Annotated in this window: 13 protein-coding genes; 5 read left to right on the forward strand and 8 right to left on the reverse strand. The window is 73.4% G+C overall.

Translation table 11 applies throughout. The features are described from left to right. Positions 1 to 19 precede the first annotated feature (19 nt). Together ACR68M_RS05775 and ACR68M_RS05780 are read left to right on the forward strand one after the other, a co-directional pair. Positions 20 to 889: an Fpg/Nei family DNA glycosylase gene (locus tag ACR68M_RS05775; protein ID WP_441249332.1), complete on the forward strand. Its 870-nt coding sequence runs from the start codon at positions 20 to 22 to the stop codon at positions 887 to 889. Between the two features lie 118 nt (positions 890 to 1,007). After that, positions 1,008 to 2,081, forward strand: coding sequence for a phosphatidylinositol-specific phospholipase C domain-containing protein (locus tag ACR68M_RS05780; protein WP_441249333.1), 1,074 nt, complete (start codon positions 1,008 to 1,010; stop codon positions 2,079 to 2,081). A 67-nt stretch (positions 2,082 to 2,148) separates the two neighbouring features. Here ACR68M_RS05780 and ACR68M_RS05785 read toward each other — a convergent pair whose 3' ends face one another. Further along, positions 2,149 to 4,353, reverse strand: a complete 2,205-nt coding sequence (locus ACR68M_RS05785; protein ID WP_441249334.1) for an MMPL family transporter — start codon at positions 4,351 to 4,353, stop codon at positions 2,149 to 2,151. 242 nt (positions 4,354 to 4,595) lie between these two features. Here ACR68M_RS05785 and ACR68M_RS05790 point away from each other — a divergent pair, with 242 nt between their 5' ends. Then, positions 4,596 to 5,768 carry a sensor histidine kinase gene (locus ACR68M_RS05790; RefSeq protein WP_441249335.1) on the forward strand — a complete coding sequence of 391 codons (1,173 nt, stop codon included), beginning with the start codon at positions 4,596 to 4,598 and terminating at the stop codon, positions 5,766 to 5,768. A gap of 17 nt (positions 5,769 to 5,785) precedes the next feature. Continuing rightward, complete coding sequence (locus ACR68M_RS05795) at positions 5,786 to 6,463, forward strand: response regulator (protein WP_441249336.1); 678 nt, start codon at positions 5,786 to 5,788, stop codon at positions 6,461 to 6,463. Positions 6,464 to 6,542: 79 nt separating this feature from the next. Here ACR68M_RS05795 and ACR68M_RS05800 read toward each other — a convergent pair whose 3' ends face one another. Next, positions 6,543 to 9,086 (reverse strand): collagenase, encoded by a 2,544-nt coding sequence (locus ACR68M_RS05800; protein WP_441249337.1) that lies wholly within the window; start codon positions 9,084 to 9,086, stop codon positions 6,543 to 6,545. A gap of 323 nt (positions 9,087 to 9,409) precedes the next feature. Here ACR68M_RS05800 and ACR68M_RS05805 point away from each other — a divergent pair, with 323 nt between their 5' ends. Further along, entirely contained in the window at positions 9,410 to 9,775 is a 366-nt protein-coding gene (locus tag ACR68M_RS05805) for a hypothetical protein (protein ID WP_441249338.1), read from the forward strand. 2 nt (positions 9,776 to 9,777) lie between these two features. On the opposite strand, the gene ACR68M_RS05810 is transcribed toward ACR68M_RS05805, so the two are convergent. From ACR68M_RS05810 to ACR68M_RS05835, 6 genes are all read right to left on the reverse strand, one after another. Continuing rightward, a complete protein-coding gene (locus ACR68M_RS05810; protein ID WP_441249339.1) occupies positions 9,778 to 11,133 on the reverse strand; it encodes a wax ester/triacylglycerol synthase domain-containing protein in 1,356 nt (451 codons plus the stop codon). Between the two features lie 46 nt (positions 11,134 to 11,179). Continuing rightward, positions 11,180 to 12,391 (reverse strand): beta-ketoacyl-[acyl-carrier-protein] synthase family protein, encoded by a 1,212-nt coding sequence (locus tag ACR68M_RS05815; protein ID WP_441249340.1) that lies wholly within the window; start codon positions 12,389 to 12,391, stop codon positions 11,180 to 11,182. Continuing rightward, positions 12,388 to 12,645, reverse strand: coding sequence for an acyl carrier protein (locus ACR68M_RS05820; protein WP_441249341.1), 258 nt, complete (start codon positions 12,643 to 12,645; stop codon positions 12,388 to 12,390). Before ACR68M_RS05820 ends, ACR68M_RS05815 begins: the two co-directional genes overlap by 4 nt. Before the next feature lie 14 nt (positions 12,646 to 12,659). Further along, positions 12,660 to 14,051, reverse strand: a complete 1,392-nt coding sequence (locus ACR68M_RS05825) for a cytochrome P450 (protein ID WP_441249342.1) — start codon at positions 14,049 to 14,051, stop codon at positions 12,660 to 12,662. 147 nt (positions 14,052 to 14,198) lie between these two features. Continuing rightward, the gene (locus ACR68M_RS05830) at positions 14,199 to 15,731 is read right to left on the reverse strand and encodes a prenyltransferase/squalene oxidase repeat-containing protein (RefSeq protein WP_441249343.1); all 1,533 of its coding nucleotides are present in this window, start codon (positions 15,729 to 15,731) and stop codon (positions 14,199 to 14,201) included. 116 nt (positions 15,732 to 15,847) lie between these two features. Beyond that, positions 15,848 to 16,345, reverse strand: a complete 498-nt coding sequence (locus tag ACR68M_RS05835) for an NUDIX domain-containing protein (protein ID WP_441249344.1) — start codon at positions 16,343 to 16,345, stop codon at positions 15,848 to 15,850. Positions 16,346 to 16,494: the final 149 nt, after the last annotated feature.

The following is a 16,494-nucleotide window of genomic DNA, read 5'->3' on the forward strand; positions in this document are numbered from 1 at the left end:
CGCTGGGCATACTGGTGGTGTGCCCGAGTTGCCCGAGGTCCAAGCCCTGGCCGAGCGGATGGCCGCCGCCTGCGCGGGCCGGTCGGTCGAGCGGGTCGAGGTGCTGTCGTTCCAGGTGCTGAAGACCTTCGACCCCCCGGTGACCGCGCTGTACGGACGGCCCGTCAGCGGCGTCGGGCGACACGGCAAGTTCCTCGACCTGAGCACGGACGGCGGCCCGCACCTGGTGCTGCACCTCGCCCGCGCCGGCTGGATCCGGCCGCACGACTCCTTCCCCGCCCGCTCTAAGCCGCTGCGGGCGGGCCGTGGGCCGCTCGCGCTGCGGCTGCTGCTCGACGACGGCTCGGGTTTCGACGTCACCGAGCAGGGCACCACCAAGCGCCTGGCCGCGTACGTCGTCGACGACCCACAGCTCGTGCCCGGGGTCGCCAGGCTCGGCGCCGACCCGCTGGCCGACTCCTTCACGCTTGAGCTGCTGGCCGCTCTCGCGGGCCCGGCCCGGCACCGGCTCAAGAACTTCCTGACGGACCAGACGTCGCTCGCGGGGGTCGGCAACGCCTACTCGGACGAGATCCTGCACGCCGCCCGGCTCTCCCCCTACGCGCTGGCCTCCGCGCTGGACGCCGAGCAGCTGGCCCGGCTCTACGCCGCCGTCCGCGAGGTGCTCGGCGCGGCGCTCGACCGGGCCCGGGGCGCGGCGGCCGACACCCTCAAGGCCGAGAAGAAGGCGGGCCTGGCCGTGCACGGCCGGGCGGGCGAGACCTGCCCCCGGTGCGGGGACACCGTCCGCTCGGTGGTCTTCGCTGAGTCCTCGCTCCAGTACTGCCCGACCTGCCAGACCGGCGGCAAGGTCCTGGCCGACCGCAGGCTCTCCCGGCTACTGAAGTAAGACCGATCCTGCTGCTCCGCTGACAATCGGTCAGCAGAGTTTCTTGTCATGTCACTTCGAATCCGCCCGGATGGCGCATGCTGCTGTCTGCGGCCGCCATCCGGGGCGCCGAGCCGACATGCCACAGGAGACTCAGTTGACCGTCCGTCGTACCTTCGCCGCCGCCCTGCTCGCCGTGGCCGCAGCCGCGTTCGCGTTCCCCGCCCAGGAGGCGACGGCCGGCGGCACCGGGGCGCTGCCGTTCGCCTCGGCGACCACCGTGGGGCTCCACAACACGTACGACCCGGCCGCCTTCCCGTACCTCGCGCAGGCCCTCGACACCGGCACCGGCATGGTCGAACTCGACGTCTGGACGGACGTGTTCACCAAGGAGTGGAAGGTCAGCCACGCCAACCCGCTCGGCAACAGCAACAACTGCGTCGACGCGAGCAGCACCGCCCAGCTGTACTCCGGCGGGGCGAACAAGGACCTGGAGAGCTGCTTCGACGACATCCGGGTCTGGCTCGGTGCGCATCCGCAGGCCGGGCCGCTGGTGGTGAAGTTGGAGCTCAAGCAGGGCTTCTCGGCCAACCTCGGGCTCGGCCCGACCCAGCTGGACTCGGTGATCGCCGCCCACCTGGGCAGCAAGGTCTTCCGCCCCGCCGATCTGCTGGCCAAGCCCGGCGGCGGCTCGTACGCGACCCTGGACGACGCCGCCAAGGCGGGCAACTGGCCCAGCCGGTCCGCCCTTTCGGGCCGGGTGCTGGTCGACGTGATACCGGGCACGGTGGAGGAGGGCAACCCGTTCGACTCCCTGCACACGGACGTCGAGTACGCCCGCCACCTGCGCGACCTGACGGCGGCCGGGAAGGCGGGGCAGGCACAGGTCTTCCCCGTGGTGCACAACGCCGCCGCCGGTGACCCGCGCGCCGCGTACAGCGAGACGAGCATCCGGCCGTGGTTCGTGGTCTTCGACGGTGACGCCTCGGCGTACCTCGGCGGCGGGATCGACACCTCCTGGTACGACACCCGGCACTACCTGCTGGTGATGACGGACGCCCAGAACGTCGCACCCGCGATCAGCGCGACCGACCCGACGGCCGACCAGGCCGCCGCCCGGACGGCGAAGTTGGCCGCCGCGCACGCGAGCATCGTCTCCAGCGACTGGCGCCACCTGCCGACGGTGCAGTCCATGGTGCTGCCCCGGGGCTAGTGCCGCGCGGTCAGGACGGCCTGGGCCCGGACCGGAGCCGACCACCTCCGGACCGGGCCAGGACCGCCTACTGCCGGCCCGAGCTGACCGGCTCGCGGTAGCGGTCGGCAGCCACCGGCTCCGGCGCGAGGCACGGCCGCAGTGGCCACCAGAGGCTGCGGCCGAGCAGCGCGGCCAGGGCTGGGACCAGGACCATCGAGATGAGGAACGCGGAGAGCAGGATGCCCAGGGCGGTGGCGAAGCCGACCTGGCGGCTGGCCGGGGTGGCACCGAGGGTGGCGAAGGAGCCGGCCAGGACGAGACCGGCGGTCGCGATGGCGGGGGCCGTGTGGCGGACGGCGCGGGCCACGGCGGCGCGGGCCGGGCCGGGGTGGGCCATCTCCTCCCGGATCCGGTCGGTGATCAGGATGTTGTAGTCGGTGCCGAGGGCCACGACGAAGAGGAAGAGGACCAGCGGCAGGGTGAAGGCCACGCCGGGGCGGCCGGCGGCGTGTTGGAAGACCAGGGCCGAAGCCCCGAGCGTGGCAGCGAAGCAGAGGCCGACCGAGACCAGCAGGACGACCGGGGCGAGCAGGCTGCGCAGCAGCATGAAGAGGATCAGCGCGATCAGGGCGGCGGCGACCGGGAAGACGATCCGCAGGTCGTGGTCGACGGCGGTGGCCACGTCCACGAAGATCGCGGCCGTGCCGCCGACGTGGGCGGTGAGCCCGGCGGGGGTGTGGGCCGCGACGGCGGCGCGCAGCGGGCCGGCGACCACGTCGCGGGCCTGCTGGGACTGCGGGTCGGCGGCCAGGTAGAGGTCGATCCGGGCGGCCCGGTGGTCCGGGGCGAGGGTGGTGGCACCGACCCGGCCGACCCCGGTGACCGCACCGAGCGCCCGTCCCAGTCCGTCGAGCCGGCCCGCATCGAGGGCGGAGCCGTCGGCCCCGGCCGTCACGTAGACCGTGGTGGGGTCGGAGACCCCGGCCGGGAGGGCCCGGGAGATCTCGGCGGCAGTCGCGGTGGCGGCGGTCTTCGGACCGTCCGCGCCGAAGCCGTAGTCCATCCTGATGCCGATCAGGCCGGCGGCGAGCAGCGCGAGCAGCGCGAAGGAGCCCAGGGCGGCGGCGACCGGGCGCCGGCTGGTCAGGGTGCCGAGGCGGGCGGCGAGGCCGGGGCGAGGTTCGAGGTGCAGCGCGCGGGAGGGCCAGAACATCTTCCGCCCGCAGGCGGCGAGCAGCGCGGGCATCAGGGTGAGGCTGCCTAGCAGCATCACCAGGACGGAGACGGCGATCGCCGGGCCGAGCACCCGGAACTGTCCGAAGCTGGCCACCCCGAGGGTGGCGAAGGCGGCGACGATCGTCAGCGCGGCCGAGGTGATCGCGGTGCCGACCCGGCCGGCCGTCTCGGCGGCGACCTCCTTGCGGTCGGCCTCCGGCCGGGCCCGCAGCCGCTCGCGGAAGCGGAAGAGCAGGAAGATCAGGTAGTCGGTGCCGATGCCGAGCAACACCACCTGGATCAGCGAGGGCGTACTCGGGTCGAGCTTGATGCCGGTGAGCAGCGCGGTGCCGACCACGGCCCCGGCGGCGGCGCCACCGATCAGGGTGACGGCGATCAGCGGCAGCACCGCGGCCAGCACGCCCCGGAAGACCAGCACGTTGAGCAGCACGATCAGAGCCAGCACCAGCGTTCCGCTGATCTTCGTGGTGAGTCCGTCCGCGTCGGTGGCGTCCACCATGTCGGCGAGCCCGCCGGTGAAGCCCGTACGCAGGCCCTGGGCGCCGAACTCGGTGCGGGCCGAGTCACGGAAGACCTTGAAGGTGCGCTGGAGGGCCGGGTCGGTGGCGTTGCCGACCAGGCCGGCGGAGAGCAGTTGGAAGCGGCCGTCGGGGGCGAGCATCACCGGGGTGAGGGTGGGGGTCTGCGAGTAGTCCTCGCCGAGGAAGGCCGGGGCGCCGTCCGCCGCGCTGGGGGTGGCGACCCGCTGCCGGGCCAGCTTCTCGGCGGTGGCGGCGATCCGCTGCTGGTCGCCCTCCCCGAGCGGGGCGCCGTCGGTGCGGGCGACCAGCAGGGTGACGGCGTCGGCGTCGGGCTTGACACCGAAACTGTCCTCGGCGATCCGCAGCGCGGCCGCCGAGTCGTAGCTGCGGGGCAGGAAGTCGCCGGTCTGGTTCTGCGTGACGCGGTACATCAGTGCCCCGCTCACGCCGGTCAGCGTGAAGCCGAGCACGACCCAGACGAGGATGACTTTCCAGGGGTTCCGGGTCGCGTACCCGGTGAGGGCGCTGATCACGGTGGTCCTCCAATTGCACGGGGTGGCACCGGGTCGTCCCGGGCCACTTCAAGACCATCAGCCGGGCACCCCTGCTCGCGTCCTGGCCACGGATGATCCGCCGCCAGGCCCCGGGCACCGGGTGCGGGCGGCCGACCAGGACCCTGGTCCCGGTCGGAACCCCACCTCCCGGCGCGGCTCGGGCCACCCGGGCCCTGGGACACTGGACCGACGCCGAGCAAGAAGAACGGGAGACGGGAACAGTGGACAAGGCTCCGTGGACGCGTTCCGACGCCCTGGTGGCCGTCGGCGTTGCGGCCGTCGACCTGCTGGGGTACTCGCTCGGCAACTCCCGCGAGGGCCTGCCGGTCAGCGTGTCCGGCTACCTGCTGCTGATGCTGGCAGCGGTGCCGCTGCTGGTCCGGCGCCGGTGGCCGGCAGCGGTACTCGGCGCGGTGCTGCTGCTCTCGGCGGGGTTCAACCTGTCGGAGCCGCAGCTGACCCACTTCGGAGCGGTGCCGGCCGTGGCCCTCTACTCGGCCGTCCGGTTCTGCCTTCCCGCGGTCGGGGTCGCAGCCACTGGCGGGACAGCCCTGGCGACGGTGCTGACCCAGACCCACGGGCGGGCGCTGACCTGGCCGGAGGCGCTCAGCAACTCGGTGGCGCCCGCGCTGGTGGCCGTCGCGGCGGTGGCGGCGCGGCGCTGGCAGCAGCAGCTGGAGGCCAACCGCCGGCTGCTCGCCGAGCGCGCGCTGGCCGAGGAGCGCCGCCGGATCGCCCGCGAGCTGCACGACATCGTGGCGCACCACATCACCACCATGCAGCTGATGGCGGGCGGAGCCCGAGCCAACCTCGACCGCGACTCCGAGGTGGTCCGGGAGGCCCTGGTCACCCTGGAGTCCTCCGGCCGCCTCGCGCTGCGCGAGATGCGCCAGTTGCTCGGTGTGCTGCGGGCGGGCGACGAGTCGGCGCCGGGCGGCGGCCCCGGCACCCCGGCGGCGCCACAAGCACCCGAAGCCCCGCAGCCCGGGGTCGGCGAGCTCGGCCGGTTGGTCGAGGACTCGGTCCGGGCCGGGCTGCCGACCGACCTGCGGGTGGTCGGCGAGGCCCGGCCGCTGGAGCCGACACAGGGCCTGACTGTGTACCGGATCGTCCAGGAGGGCCTCACCAACACCCGCAAGCACGCCGGCCGGGCTCGGGCGGTGGTCGAGCTCACCTACCGGCCGGACGAGCTGCTGGTGGAGGTGCGGGACGACGGCGCGGGCGGCCCGGCCGCACCACCCCCTGGCGGGGTGTCCGGGCAGGCCGGGTACGGTCTGCTCGGGATGCGCGAACGCGTCGCCCTGCACGGCGGCAGCCTGACGGCCGGTCCGCTGCCGGCCGGCGGCTACCTGGTCTGCGGGCGACTCCCACTCGAGACCACACCCACCGCCTGACCCGAGGGGCACCGAGCATGACCGAACGGATCACCGTGCTGATCGCGGACGACCAGCCGCTGGTCCGGCGCGGCCTCGCACTGATCCTCACACCCGACCCCGGCTTCGCGGTGGTGGGCGAGGCGGAGAACGGCGAGCGGGCCGTCACGCTCGCCCACGAGCTGCGGCCGGACGTGGTGGTGATGGACATCCGGATGCCGGTGCTGGACGGTGTCGCGGCCACCGCCCGGCTGACCGAGGAGCTGCCGGGCTGCCGGGTGCTCGCGCTGAGCACCTTCGACCTGGACGAGTACGTGGTGGCCGCCCTGCGCGCGGGGGCCTCGGGCTTCCTGCCCAAGGACGTCTCGCCGGAGGAGCTGACGGCCGCGATCCGCACCGTCCACGCGGGTGAGGCGGCTGTCGCACCGCGCCTGCTCACCAGCCTGATCGCCGCCTACGTCCGGGCCCCGCAGCCCGCCCGCGCCACCGCCGCCGCACCTGCGGCCGAGGGGCTGACGCCCCGCGAGGTGGAGATCTGGCGCCTGATCGCCGCCGGCCTGGACAACACCGCGATCGCCGCCGAGCTGGACTTGAGCGTCTCCACCGTGAAGAACCACATCACCGCGCTGTTCGCCAAGCTCCGCGTCCGCGACCGCGCCCAGGCGGTGATCACGGCCTACGAGACCGGCCTGGTCACCGCCCGCACGGCTGACTAGCTGGGAGAGCTGTCGGAAAAGGCGGTGCGGAGGGGCCTCGGCCCCTCCGCACCGCCTTTCTACTGTCTGCCGCCTACGGTCAGTAGGACGTGGTCAGCGTGACTCCGCTGAAGCTCGTCTTGGCGTAGAGGCTGATGTAGGTCGCGCCCGCCGGGGGGTTCTTGATGGTGAGCGACTCGGTGTTGCCCGTCCGGACCGAGGCCGTGGTGTAGTTGCTCGTGGTGGCCCAGCCGCTGTTGCTGTAGTACAGGTCCGCGTTGCCGGTGCCGCCCGAAGAGTTGATCTTCAGGGTGGAGACGCCGGCCGGGAGGTACAGGTACATGTAGCTGTAGTTCCCGGTGGTGGCCGCGAGGTTGCTGCGGCTGCAGTTCTTGCCGAGCACCCGGGTGTCGGGGTCGGTGCACTGCGCGGTGCCCGCCACGGTGAAGGCCTGGGTGGCCGACGCGGTGGCGCCCTGGTTGTCGGTGACGGTCAGCTTGACGGTGTAGGTGCCCGCCTTCGCGTAGGTCTTCGACGGGTTGGCGGCGGTCGAGGTGGTGCCGTCACCGAAGTCCCAGGCGCGGGAGGCGATGGTGCCGTCCGAGTCCTTCGAGGCGTCGGTGAAGTTGACCGTCAGACCGTTGACGACGGCGGCCATACCGGCCGTCGGCGGCTGGTTGGTCTGGCCGAGGCTGCCGCAGTTGCCCTTGGCGCAGGCGGCCAGGAAGGTCGCCCAGTCGGCGTCGTAGCGGGTGCCGATGGTGGTGTTGAAGAGCGTCTGGGCGGCCGCCCAGTTGCCAGCCCGGAAGTAGCCGAGCATGGTGTCGACGTCCGCGCGGTGCGACTGGAGCATGTAACGCACGGCCAGGTAGCCCCAGTTGTAGGTCCGGGTCTGGTCGGTGTTCTCGTACGTGGTGCCGAAGAGGGTGCTCAGCTTGTAGGTGCCGAGGCCCGCCTGGGTGATCGCGTCGGTGTAGGTGACGTTGCGGTAGGCGTAGGACTCGTACTCCGCGAAGCCCTCGATCCACCAGATGGTCGGGGTGCTGACACCGGCGTTGAAGTCGCCCGCCATGTCGAAGCGGCCGTCGAGGTAGTGGGTGTACTCGTGGTTGAGGTTCCAGATCGAGAAGTCCGGTACCCACTCGGCGTGGTAGGCCACGAAGCGCGGCTGGTTGGTGACCGAGGACGGGTCACCCTCCAGGTACATGCCACCGTTGTCGGTGCTCATGTCGTAGATGATGCCCGCGTACTTCTGGTAGTCCGAGCTGGAGTTGAAGACCACGACCTCGATGTTGGTGTTGTGGTCGTTCGCCACCGGGCCGTTGTCACGGACGATGTTGTGGAAGAACGCGTCCTCGCCGGTCAGGCTGGTGCAGGTCGCGGTCAGCTGGTCGGCCGTCATCGTCTGGGCGATGATCGTGATGCTCGGGCTGCAGACGAACTTGGTGGTCAGCACCGAGGCCTTGAGCTGGGCCGGCAGGTCGCAGATGCCGTAGAGCGAGCAGTTCGCCAGGTCGTAGGAGTACGCCTCACTGGCGGAGTTGACCCAGAGGGTCGAGGACGGGCCGGTGCTGGAGGACCGGTTCATCAGGTCCTTCACCAGCGGCTGGACGGTGCTGAGCAGCTCCGGGTGCTGGAGGAAGCGGCCGAGCTCCAGACCGGAGTTGGAGACCAGGTAGTCGACGTCGGTGCCGAGCTGCGCACTGTTGGTGACCGGGAAGTCGTGCAGTGCGGTGAGGATGCTCGGGTCGGCCTGGACGGCGGGCAGGAAGTCCGCGTTCTGGTGGCCGCGCCACAGCACGGTGTAGACGTTGTTGAGCGAGGCCTTCATCGACCAGGAGGTGTTCCACGAGCTGTTGTAGCTCGCCAGCTGGCGCTTGACGACGTACAGGTAACGCGCGTTCTGCTGCGCGCTGTCGATCAGCGTGACGGCCTCGGCGAGGGTCGCGCCGTTCGCCTCGGTGACGTCGCGGGAGTGCGAGGAGGCGAAGAACGCGTCCAGCGCGCCACGGATGGCGGTCTGCAGCGCGGTGCCGTAGGTGCCCACGTCGGCGGCGTCGTACCACTGGACGAAGTAGCCGGCCCGCAGGAAGAGCACGAGCTGGCCGACAGAGGTGCTGTCGTCACCCGGGTAGCTGGCCGAGGCGTCGCGCAGAGCGTTCGCCACGGTGACCATCTGGGACTCCTGGAACACCGCGTGGGCGTCCGAACCCTTCAGCGGGAACAGGGAGTTGATGCAGTCCAGGCTGGAGGCCGTGACCTGCTGGACGAGCGCGCTGCCACTGCGGCCGCCGAAGTCTGCGGCGGTGCAGCCGGCGGCCGCAGCAGCGGCGGCCAGACCGTTGGCCTTGGCGGCCGACTGATGGGTGACCGAAGGCTGGAGCGGGGCGCGGTGCGCGGCGGCGTCGGCCTTGCTGGTCGGCTTGCCCTCCTCGGGCGTGGCCAGCGCGGCCACCGTCCCGGCGGCGGGCTGCGGAGCGAGCCCGGGGCGGGCGGCGGGGGCGGGCTTGGGAGCCTTGCCACCGGAGAGCGGGACGAGGGCACTGGCCTGCGCCGCCGGCGCGAACAGGCCGAAACCGAGGCAGCACGCGAGGAGTGCTATCAGCACTCTCGCGAAATCGTGCCGCGTGGGGGCGGATTTCATGTGGGGGGCCTCCCGGCCGGTCTGGCTGCGCCATGGGGTGCGCAGCCTGGAGGTGCGGACCGCATGACGTGACGGGAGCCGGGCTGGGTGCCCGTTCTGTCGTGCACACGGTGGGGAGTGTGACATGTACCATTGCATACATCACATGGTCATGGAAGAGCCCTGAACGATGGTTTTCCGGCAGGTGACGAACAGCTGACCCGCCGTCACCTGCCCGGATCGTTGCCGCACGCCCGCTGACCAGCCGGTCCCCGGTGCGGTACGTTTACGTGTCGATCAAGCTGCGTGCTGATCGGTCCGACACGGGGCAAGGGGAGAGTGGCATGGGCGGCTGGATATGGGCGCTGATACCGGCTGTGCTCACAGGTGGCGGCTGGGCCCGGGACGTCATCCGGCGGGGCCAACAGGACAGGCACCAGCGGAAGATGGCCGTCATCGAGGCCACCGAGAAGCGCCAGGCCGCACTGGAGGCACGCGACCGCCCGGCCGACCCGGTCTGCGGCTGTGAGCACCACCTCGCCAAGCACGACCGCGAGGGCCGCTGCCACGAGGTCGTCCAGGCACCCACCGGCTGGGACGCCGACCGCAACCCCACCGGCTACGCCCCCGCACCGTGCACCTGCCAGCGGTACGTCGGCCCGGAGCCGCTCGGCACCGTGTACGCACCGCCGCTCAGCGAGCTGGGCTGAACTTACTGCCGGGGCCCGGGAATTCGGGCGGCCTCCGCCTCGGCCGCCAGCGCGTCGAGCTCCTGCTCCCACAGACCCGGCAGTGCCCCGGCTCCCGGCACGCCGGCATCCGCCAGGAAGGTCGTGTACAGCCGCCGCCGGTGCGTCGTCCACGCGACGAAGAGCGGCTGCCCCGGCACCGAGACCGGCAGCGGCAGTACGGCGCCGACCGGCGCCCCCGCGAACTCCAGCTCCCTGCGCAGGCGTACGTCCGCCAGCGTGAGCGGCGTGAAGCGCGGGTCGATGCTGCGGCTCAGGCTGAGGCTGCCGCACCAGTAGGGCATCCGCTGGTACAGCACCCGGTGCCGGCGGCCCAGTTCGGCGAAGCGCGCGAAGGTCACCTGCTCCTGGAGGAGCCGCAGCCGCCCGAGCGGTGAGGCCTCCGGGCAGGGCAGCGGGACGCGCGCGACGCCGCTGCAGTTGCCGAGCAGCCGGTAGGGGTGGTCGGCCGCCCGGACGCTGACCGCGAGCGTCGCGCACAGACCCGGCCCCGGGGCCGACCAGTCGGCGGGGTGCCAGGCGCGCAGCGCGGCGGCCAGCACCGCCAGGCAGATCTGGTTCACGTTCGCCCGCGTCGCCCGGCTGATCCGGTGCAGGCGGGCGAGGTCGACGTCGGCCGTGTACGCGGCGCGCTCGCCGCTCGGCGGGCTCGCCAGCGCCGACCACCTGGCGGTGCGGCGGACGGGCGGCAGCAACTCGCGCAGCAGGTCGGCGTTCCAACGCGGCGGCCGGTCCGGCTCGGCCGCCGCGCTGGAACGCGGCTGCTTCTGACGCGCCGGGGGCCCGAAGAGCCGTTCAACCGTCTCGACGGCGGCCAGACCGTCCTGGAAGGCGTGGTGCGCGCGGTAGCAGAGGGCGAAGCCGCCGGGCCGCCGGACCAGCCAGATGCCCCAGAGCGGTCGGTCCCTGTGCAGCGGCAGGTCGAGCAGCGCCGTCAGTACGGCGTCCCGCCCGCCGCCGTCGGTGCCGTCGCCGCCGTCGATGGCGGGCTGGCCGGGCAGCTCGTGCAGGTGCCGCGCGAGGTCAAAGGCCGGGTCCGGCTCCCAGCGCGGGCGGCGGGCCGAGCCGCCGAGCCGGAAGGTCAGTTCGGGCAGGTTCGCCAGCCGGGGTGCCAGCTCCTCCGCGAGCCGCCCGAGGCTCGGCGGCTCGCCGTCCAGCAGCAGCACCAGCCCGAGGTGCATCGCCGGGTCCGGTCCGCGACGGGCCAGCTCCAGCACGATCCGGTCCTGCACGGAGAGCGCGGGCGGCGCGGCGGCCGACTCGGCGGCCGGGGAGGTGGCCGACCCGGTGCTCGACTCGCTCTTCATCACAGGGGTCATGGGGGCCTCTCTAGGGGCGGGCGGGCGCCAGGGGCCTGCGCGGGCGTCAGCTCGGGGCGATGGCGAGTACGGCGTTCTGGCCGCCGAAGCCGACGGAGGTGGACAGCGCGAGGGGGATGCGGCCGGGGCGGGCCGTGGTCGGGAGGTCGAGGTCGATGCCCGGCCCGGGGGTGGTCAGGTTGGCGGTCGGCGGGGCCAGGCCGGTCTCGACGGCGAGCACGGTGAGCACCGCCTCCACCGCCCCGGCGGCGCCCAGCAGATGGCCGGTGACGGCCTTGGTCGCGCTCACCGAGGGGCCGTGCGGCAGCAGCCCGGCCAGCACGGTCGCCTCGACCAGGTCGCCGAGCGGCGTGCCGGTGCCGTGCGGGTTGACGTGGGCGACGTCGACGGCTGCCGCACCGGCGTCGGCCAGTGCGGCGCGCACCGCCGCGTGCAGCCCGGCGCCGTCCGGCCGGGGCTTCACGACGTGGTGCGCGTCCGAGGAGGCACCGTGCCCGAGCAGCCGGGCCCGGACTCGGGCGCCGCGCGCCCGCGCATCAGGGACGCGCTCCAGGACCAGCGCCCCCGCGCCCTCCCCGATCACGAACCCGTCCCGGCCCGCGTCGAAGGGCCGCAGCGCACCCGACGGGTCGTCGAAGCGGTGCGACAGCGCACGGACGCGGTCGAACCCGGCGACGTAGTACGGCGTGATCGCGGCGTCCGAACCACCGGTGACGGCGATGTCGCAGCGGCCGAGCCGCAGCAGGTCGACGGCCAGGCCGATCGCCGTCGCACCCGAGGCGCAGGCCGTGTTGACGGTGAACGAGGCCCCGGTGACGCCGAGTTCGATGGAGAGCTGGGCCGAGAGCGAGTTGCCGAAGACGCTGGGGAAGGCCAGTGCGGACAGCTCCTCGGGCCCGCCGGTCAGCAGCGTGCGGTGCTCGGTCTCGTAGGTGTGGGCGCCCGCCAGGCCGGAGCCGACCACCACGGCGACTCGGGCGCCGTCCCAGTCGGCCGCGTCCAGGGCGGCGTCGGCCAGCGCTTCGCGGACGGCGAGCAGGGCGAGCGCGGTGGCCCGGTCCGGCCTGCGGGCGCGGGCCCGGCCGAGCCGGTCGGGGTCGAAGGCCGGTGCGTGGCAGGCGAGATGGGCGGGCCCCGGGCCGGGCACCAGGGTGGCCGTGGGCAGCCCCTTGCAGACCCGCTCCCAGACCGCCTCGCGGCCGTCGCCCGCCGGGGTCAGCAGGCCGACCCCGGTGACGCCGATCTCGGCCGGGTTCAAGAGGCCACCGCCCGGCGTTCGCCGGGGAGTTCGGCGCGGAGTTCGGCGAGGAGTTCGGCGAGCTCACCGAGCGTGGTGACGGCGTGGATCTCCTCCTCGGTGACCAGCACGCCCTTCTCCCGCCGCAGTACGAGCACGAGTTCGGCGACGGCCAGCGAGTCGAGCCCCGCCTCTTCGCGGACCGAGTCCGGCTCGATGCAGTCCTCGGGGCAGCCGATCTCCAGCAGCAGGGCCTTGAGTTCCTCGAACGACATCTCGTCTCCGTCAGTCAGGTGCGGGTGCGGGCGACAGGGGGCACGGGGTGGTGCAGGGCGGGCCCGCGGCGCTCCCGGACCGACATCCGCAGCCCGTCGAGGGTCAGCGAGAAGGTCGGCACCGGGGTGACAGGCTCGGGCGAGACCGGTTCGAGGTCGAAGCGGGCCGCCAACGAGGCGAGCACGATCGCCAGTTCGGTCCAGGCAAAGCCCTCCCCCAGGCAACCGTGCGCTCCCAGCCCGAACGGGAGGAAGGCCTCCTGCGAGGCGGCTTCGGGCCGGTCGGGGTGCCAGCGCTCCGGGTCGCACCGCTCCGGATCGGGGAAGCGGGCCGGGTCACGCTGGAGGGCGTAGTAGGAGAACATCACCACGCCGCCCGCCGGGATGCGGCGGCCGCCCAGCTCGGTGTCGACCTTCGCGGCCCGCGAGATCAGGTACCCCGGGGGGTAGAGCCGGAGGGCCTCGTGCAGCACCATCCGGGTGTAGCGCAGGCGCGGGAGGTCCTCGAACCCGGCCGTCCGGCCGCCGAGTTCGGTGTCGACCTCGTGCTGCAGCCGCTCCCGCACCTCCGGGTTGCGGGCCAGCAGGTAGACGCTCCAGGCGAGCGTACGGGAGACCGACTCCGTCCCCGCGACCAGGAAGGACATCGCCTCGTCGTGCACCTGCTGGTCCGGCATCCGGGCACCGGTCTCGGCGTCCTGCGCCGAGAGCAGCATGGCCAGCAAGTCGCCCTCCGGGCCAGGCCCGTCGGCGCGGCGGCGCGCGATGATGCCGCCGAGCAGCTCGTCGAGGCCGGCCATGCTGCGGCGGAAGCGCCGGTTCAGCGGGGTCGGCAGCCGGGCCAGCAGCCCGGTCGGGTCGAGGCCCCGGCTCCCGGCCCAGCTCATCAGGTGCGGCAGCGCGGTCACCACCTCCGCGACGCCCTCCTGGTCGACGCCCTCGGAGAACAGGCAGCGGACGGCAATCTCCGTCGCCAGCTCGCCGAACTCCCGGTCCACGTCGACCACTTCGCCGTCACGCCAGCGGCCGAGCCGCTCTTCGGCGAGAGAGCTCATGGACTGCGCGTAACCGGCGATCCGCGAGTGGTGGAAGGCCGGCAGGATCAGCCTGCGCTGGCGGCGGTGGAAGGTGCCGTCGGTGGCGAGCAGGCCGTTGCCGATGATTCGTTTCATCACCCGGAACTGCGGGCTCAGCCCGAACTCCGCGGCCCGCCTGGTCAGCACCTCGCGCACCAGGGCGGGGTCGTTGACCACGTAGGCCCGGCCCGGCCCGACCCGGATCGTCACCACATCGCCGTACTCGCGCAGGGATTCGAGGAACGCGAGCCGGTGCCCGAGCAGTTGGCGGGCGTGGCCGATCACTGGCAGGGCTCCCGGCACGACAGCGGGGGCGGGCGATTGGCGCACGACTGGCTGCTCCCTTCCAGAGCCGTCCGGACCGTGGCCGGGCAGACGGCGATCGAACCGCGCCCGCGCCGCCCGCCACAAGCCGACCTACCCTCCGGCCCCCAACGAGTGAACGCCGTCACCCGGGCGGCGGCACCGGAGCAACACTCAGTCGCGGGGCCCGATCGCGTGCGCGAACGCCAGCAGGACGCAGACGTCGGCCAGCGCCGGGGCGTCGTACAGCAGCGGGCGCGGCCCGGCCTGGTCCGGCCTGCTGCGGTAACCGCCGTCCGGCTGCTGGCAGTTCATCAGATAGCCGAGTGCACGGTTCATCCGCTCGGCATACCGGGGGCTGCGGCTCAGCGCGATCACCGCGTACGCCGTGCTGATCGGGTCGCTCGGGTCGCCCGGCTGGTGGCCCCAGCCGCCGTCGCCGCCCTGCCCGAGGACGAGCTGGGCCAGCAGGTGCTGCTTGAGCCCGTCCATGCCGGCCGGTGCGGCGTCACAGGCCAGCACCGTCCGGAAGACCGCGTTGCTGACGTTGCGGCTCCAACTCCGCTCCAGCAGTGCCGACGCGCCCTGCGGCTGCTGGTGCCCGGCGATGAACCGCACCGCCCGGCCGACCACCTCCCGGTGGGCCGGGTTCGGCGCGAGGGCGTTGACCGCGGCGGCCGTCATCGCGATCTCGGACTGCGTGCCACGGGCGAAGGTGGGGAAGCCGCCGTCCGGATTGCGCTGGGCCAGCAGGTAGTTCTCGGCCGCCGCGACCACCCGGCCCGAGCCGGGGTGCACACCGTGCCGCAGGAACTCGACGGCGTACGAGGTGTCGTCCACGTCGCTCTGCGCCACGCCCCGGGTGAAGCCGAAGCCGCCGTCCGGGTGCTGCTGGGCGGCCAGCGCTTCGGCCATCTCCGCGAGCAGCCGGGCCGGGCGGGTGGTGCCCGCCAACGCCAACCCGCCGATGGCGGTGGCGAAGACGTCCATCCCGGTGATGAACGGCAGCCCGCCGTCCGGCCGGAGATCGGCGGTGACCCGGGCGAGCGCCCGGCGGACGGCCGGGCGGTACCCCGGGCACCTGCGCAGCGCGATCAGCCCGATCAGCCGGGCGAGGTGGTTGGCCTCCCAGACCCGGCCGGGGCCGAGCGCGGGTTCGAGGGCCGCCCAGTCCTCGGCGCGGACGGCCTCCGGGTGGCCGTTTCCGTGGGCGGACATCACCTTGAGTGCGGCCATCTCCAGCCGGAGCCAGCTCTGTTGCCCGTCCACCCGGAAGGCCTCGGGCGGCACGGGCCGGAAGTCGGCGGCGCCGAGCTCGGCCAGCAGCGTCTCGAACATCACCCGCTTGCGGGCGGCAGTGAAGTGGTCGAAGGAGGCCAGTGCCGCGACGGCGTAGCGGTCGCCGGGGACGGCCTCCCCCAGCGCGGCACGGGCGGCGGCGGTCTGGATCGCGTCCGGCGGGCTGACGTCGAGGGTGGTCTTCAGATACCGCACCAGCCCGTCGCGGGCGGCGGCCGGGCCCTCCTCGACCGTGAGCAGGTGCAGCAGGAGCGCCGACTCCAGCACCCGGCTCTCGCAGGGTGCGTCCAGCAGCCCGTCGGGCCCGACGCGTTCGGCGACCCGCCGGGCCAGCCGGTCGCGGCAGCGCAGCGCGGCGGTGCCCTCCCGGGTGGCGCGGGGGGCGGGCAGCAGCAGGGTGGTGAGCATCGGTGCCTTCCGTGGGACGTACGTGGGGCCGGCCCCCCGCCCACAGGGCGCGGGGCTTGCGCGAATCGGCCGCTGACGGCGCGGACCGTCCGGCGCGCGCCTCCCCCCGGGTACTGCTACCGACCGTCTCTGCGGGTCAGCCGCTCAAGTGCCCGCCGCCCGGCGGGCACGAACGGCCGGAGCTCCCCCGCCAGCACCCCGGCCACCGGCAGGTACCCGCACCAGGCGATCTCGGCCGGGTCGGGTCGGAGCGGCTCGCCGGTGAGTTCGACCCGGTGCACGGCGAGCCAGCAGGGGCCCGCCGGGGAGTCGTGCCGGGCGCGGAACACCTCGCCCGGTGCGACGTCGATCCCGAGCTCCTCCGCCAACTCCCGGGAGGCTGCCTCCCGGTACGTCTCCCCCGCGCGGACGGAGCCGCCGATCAGCACGTCGTGGTGGCCCGGGTAGACGGCCGCGTCGGGCCGCCGCCGGTAGGCCAGCACGCGGCCCTGCGGGTCGTGGCAGACGGTCGCGGACACCCGGTAGTACAGGCCGAGCTCGGCGGCCCCTCCGCGCGGCCCGGCGCCGACCAGGCGGTCGTCCTCGTCCACGTAGTCGACCGTCTCCTCGGGCATCCCGCCCACCCGCTACCTCCGTTGTCACTGCCACCCGGCAGTTGGTCACCGAGCCAGGGAAGATCACCTGTTGCTCACCGTATCGAATAGAATCCGGTGAGTCACGTCATCGCCCTGTCACGCCATGTCGAGGCGCGGACCGGGGCCTA

It is taken from the genome of Kitasatospora sp. McL0602, assembly GCF_052076145.1.
Taxonomy (GTDB): Bacteria; Actinomycetota; Actinomycetes; order Streptomycetales; family Streptomycetaceae; genus Kitasatospora.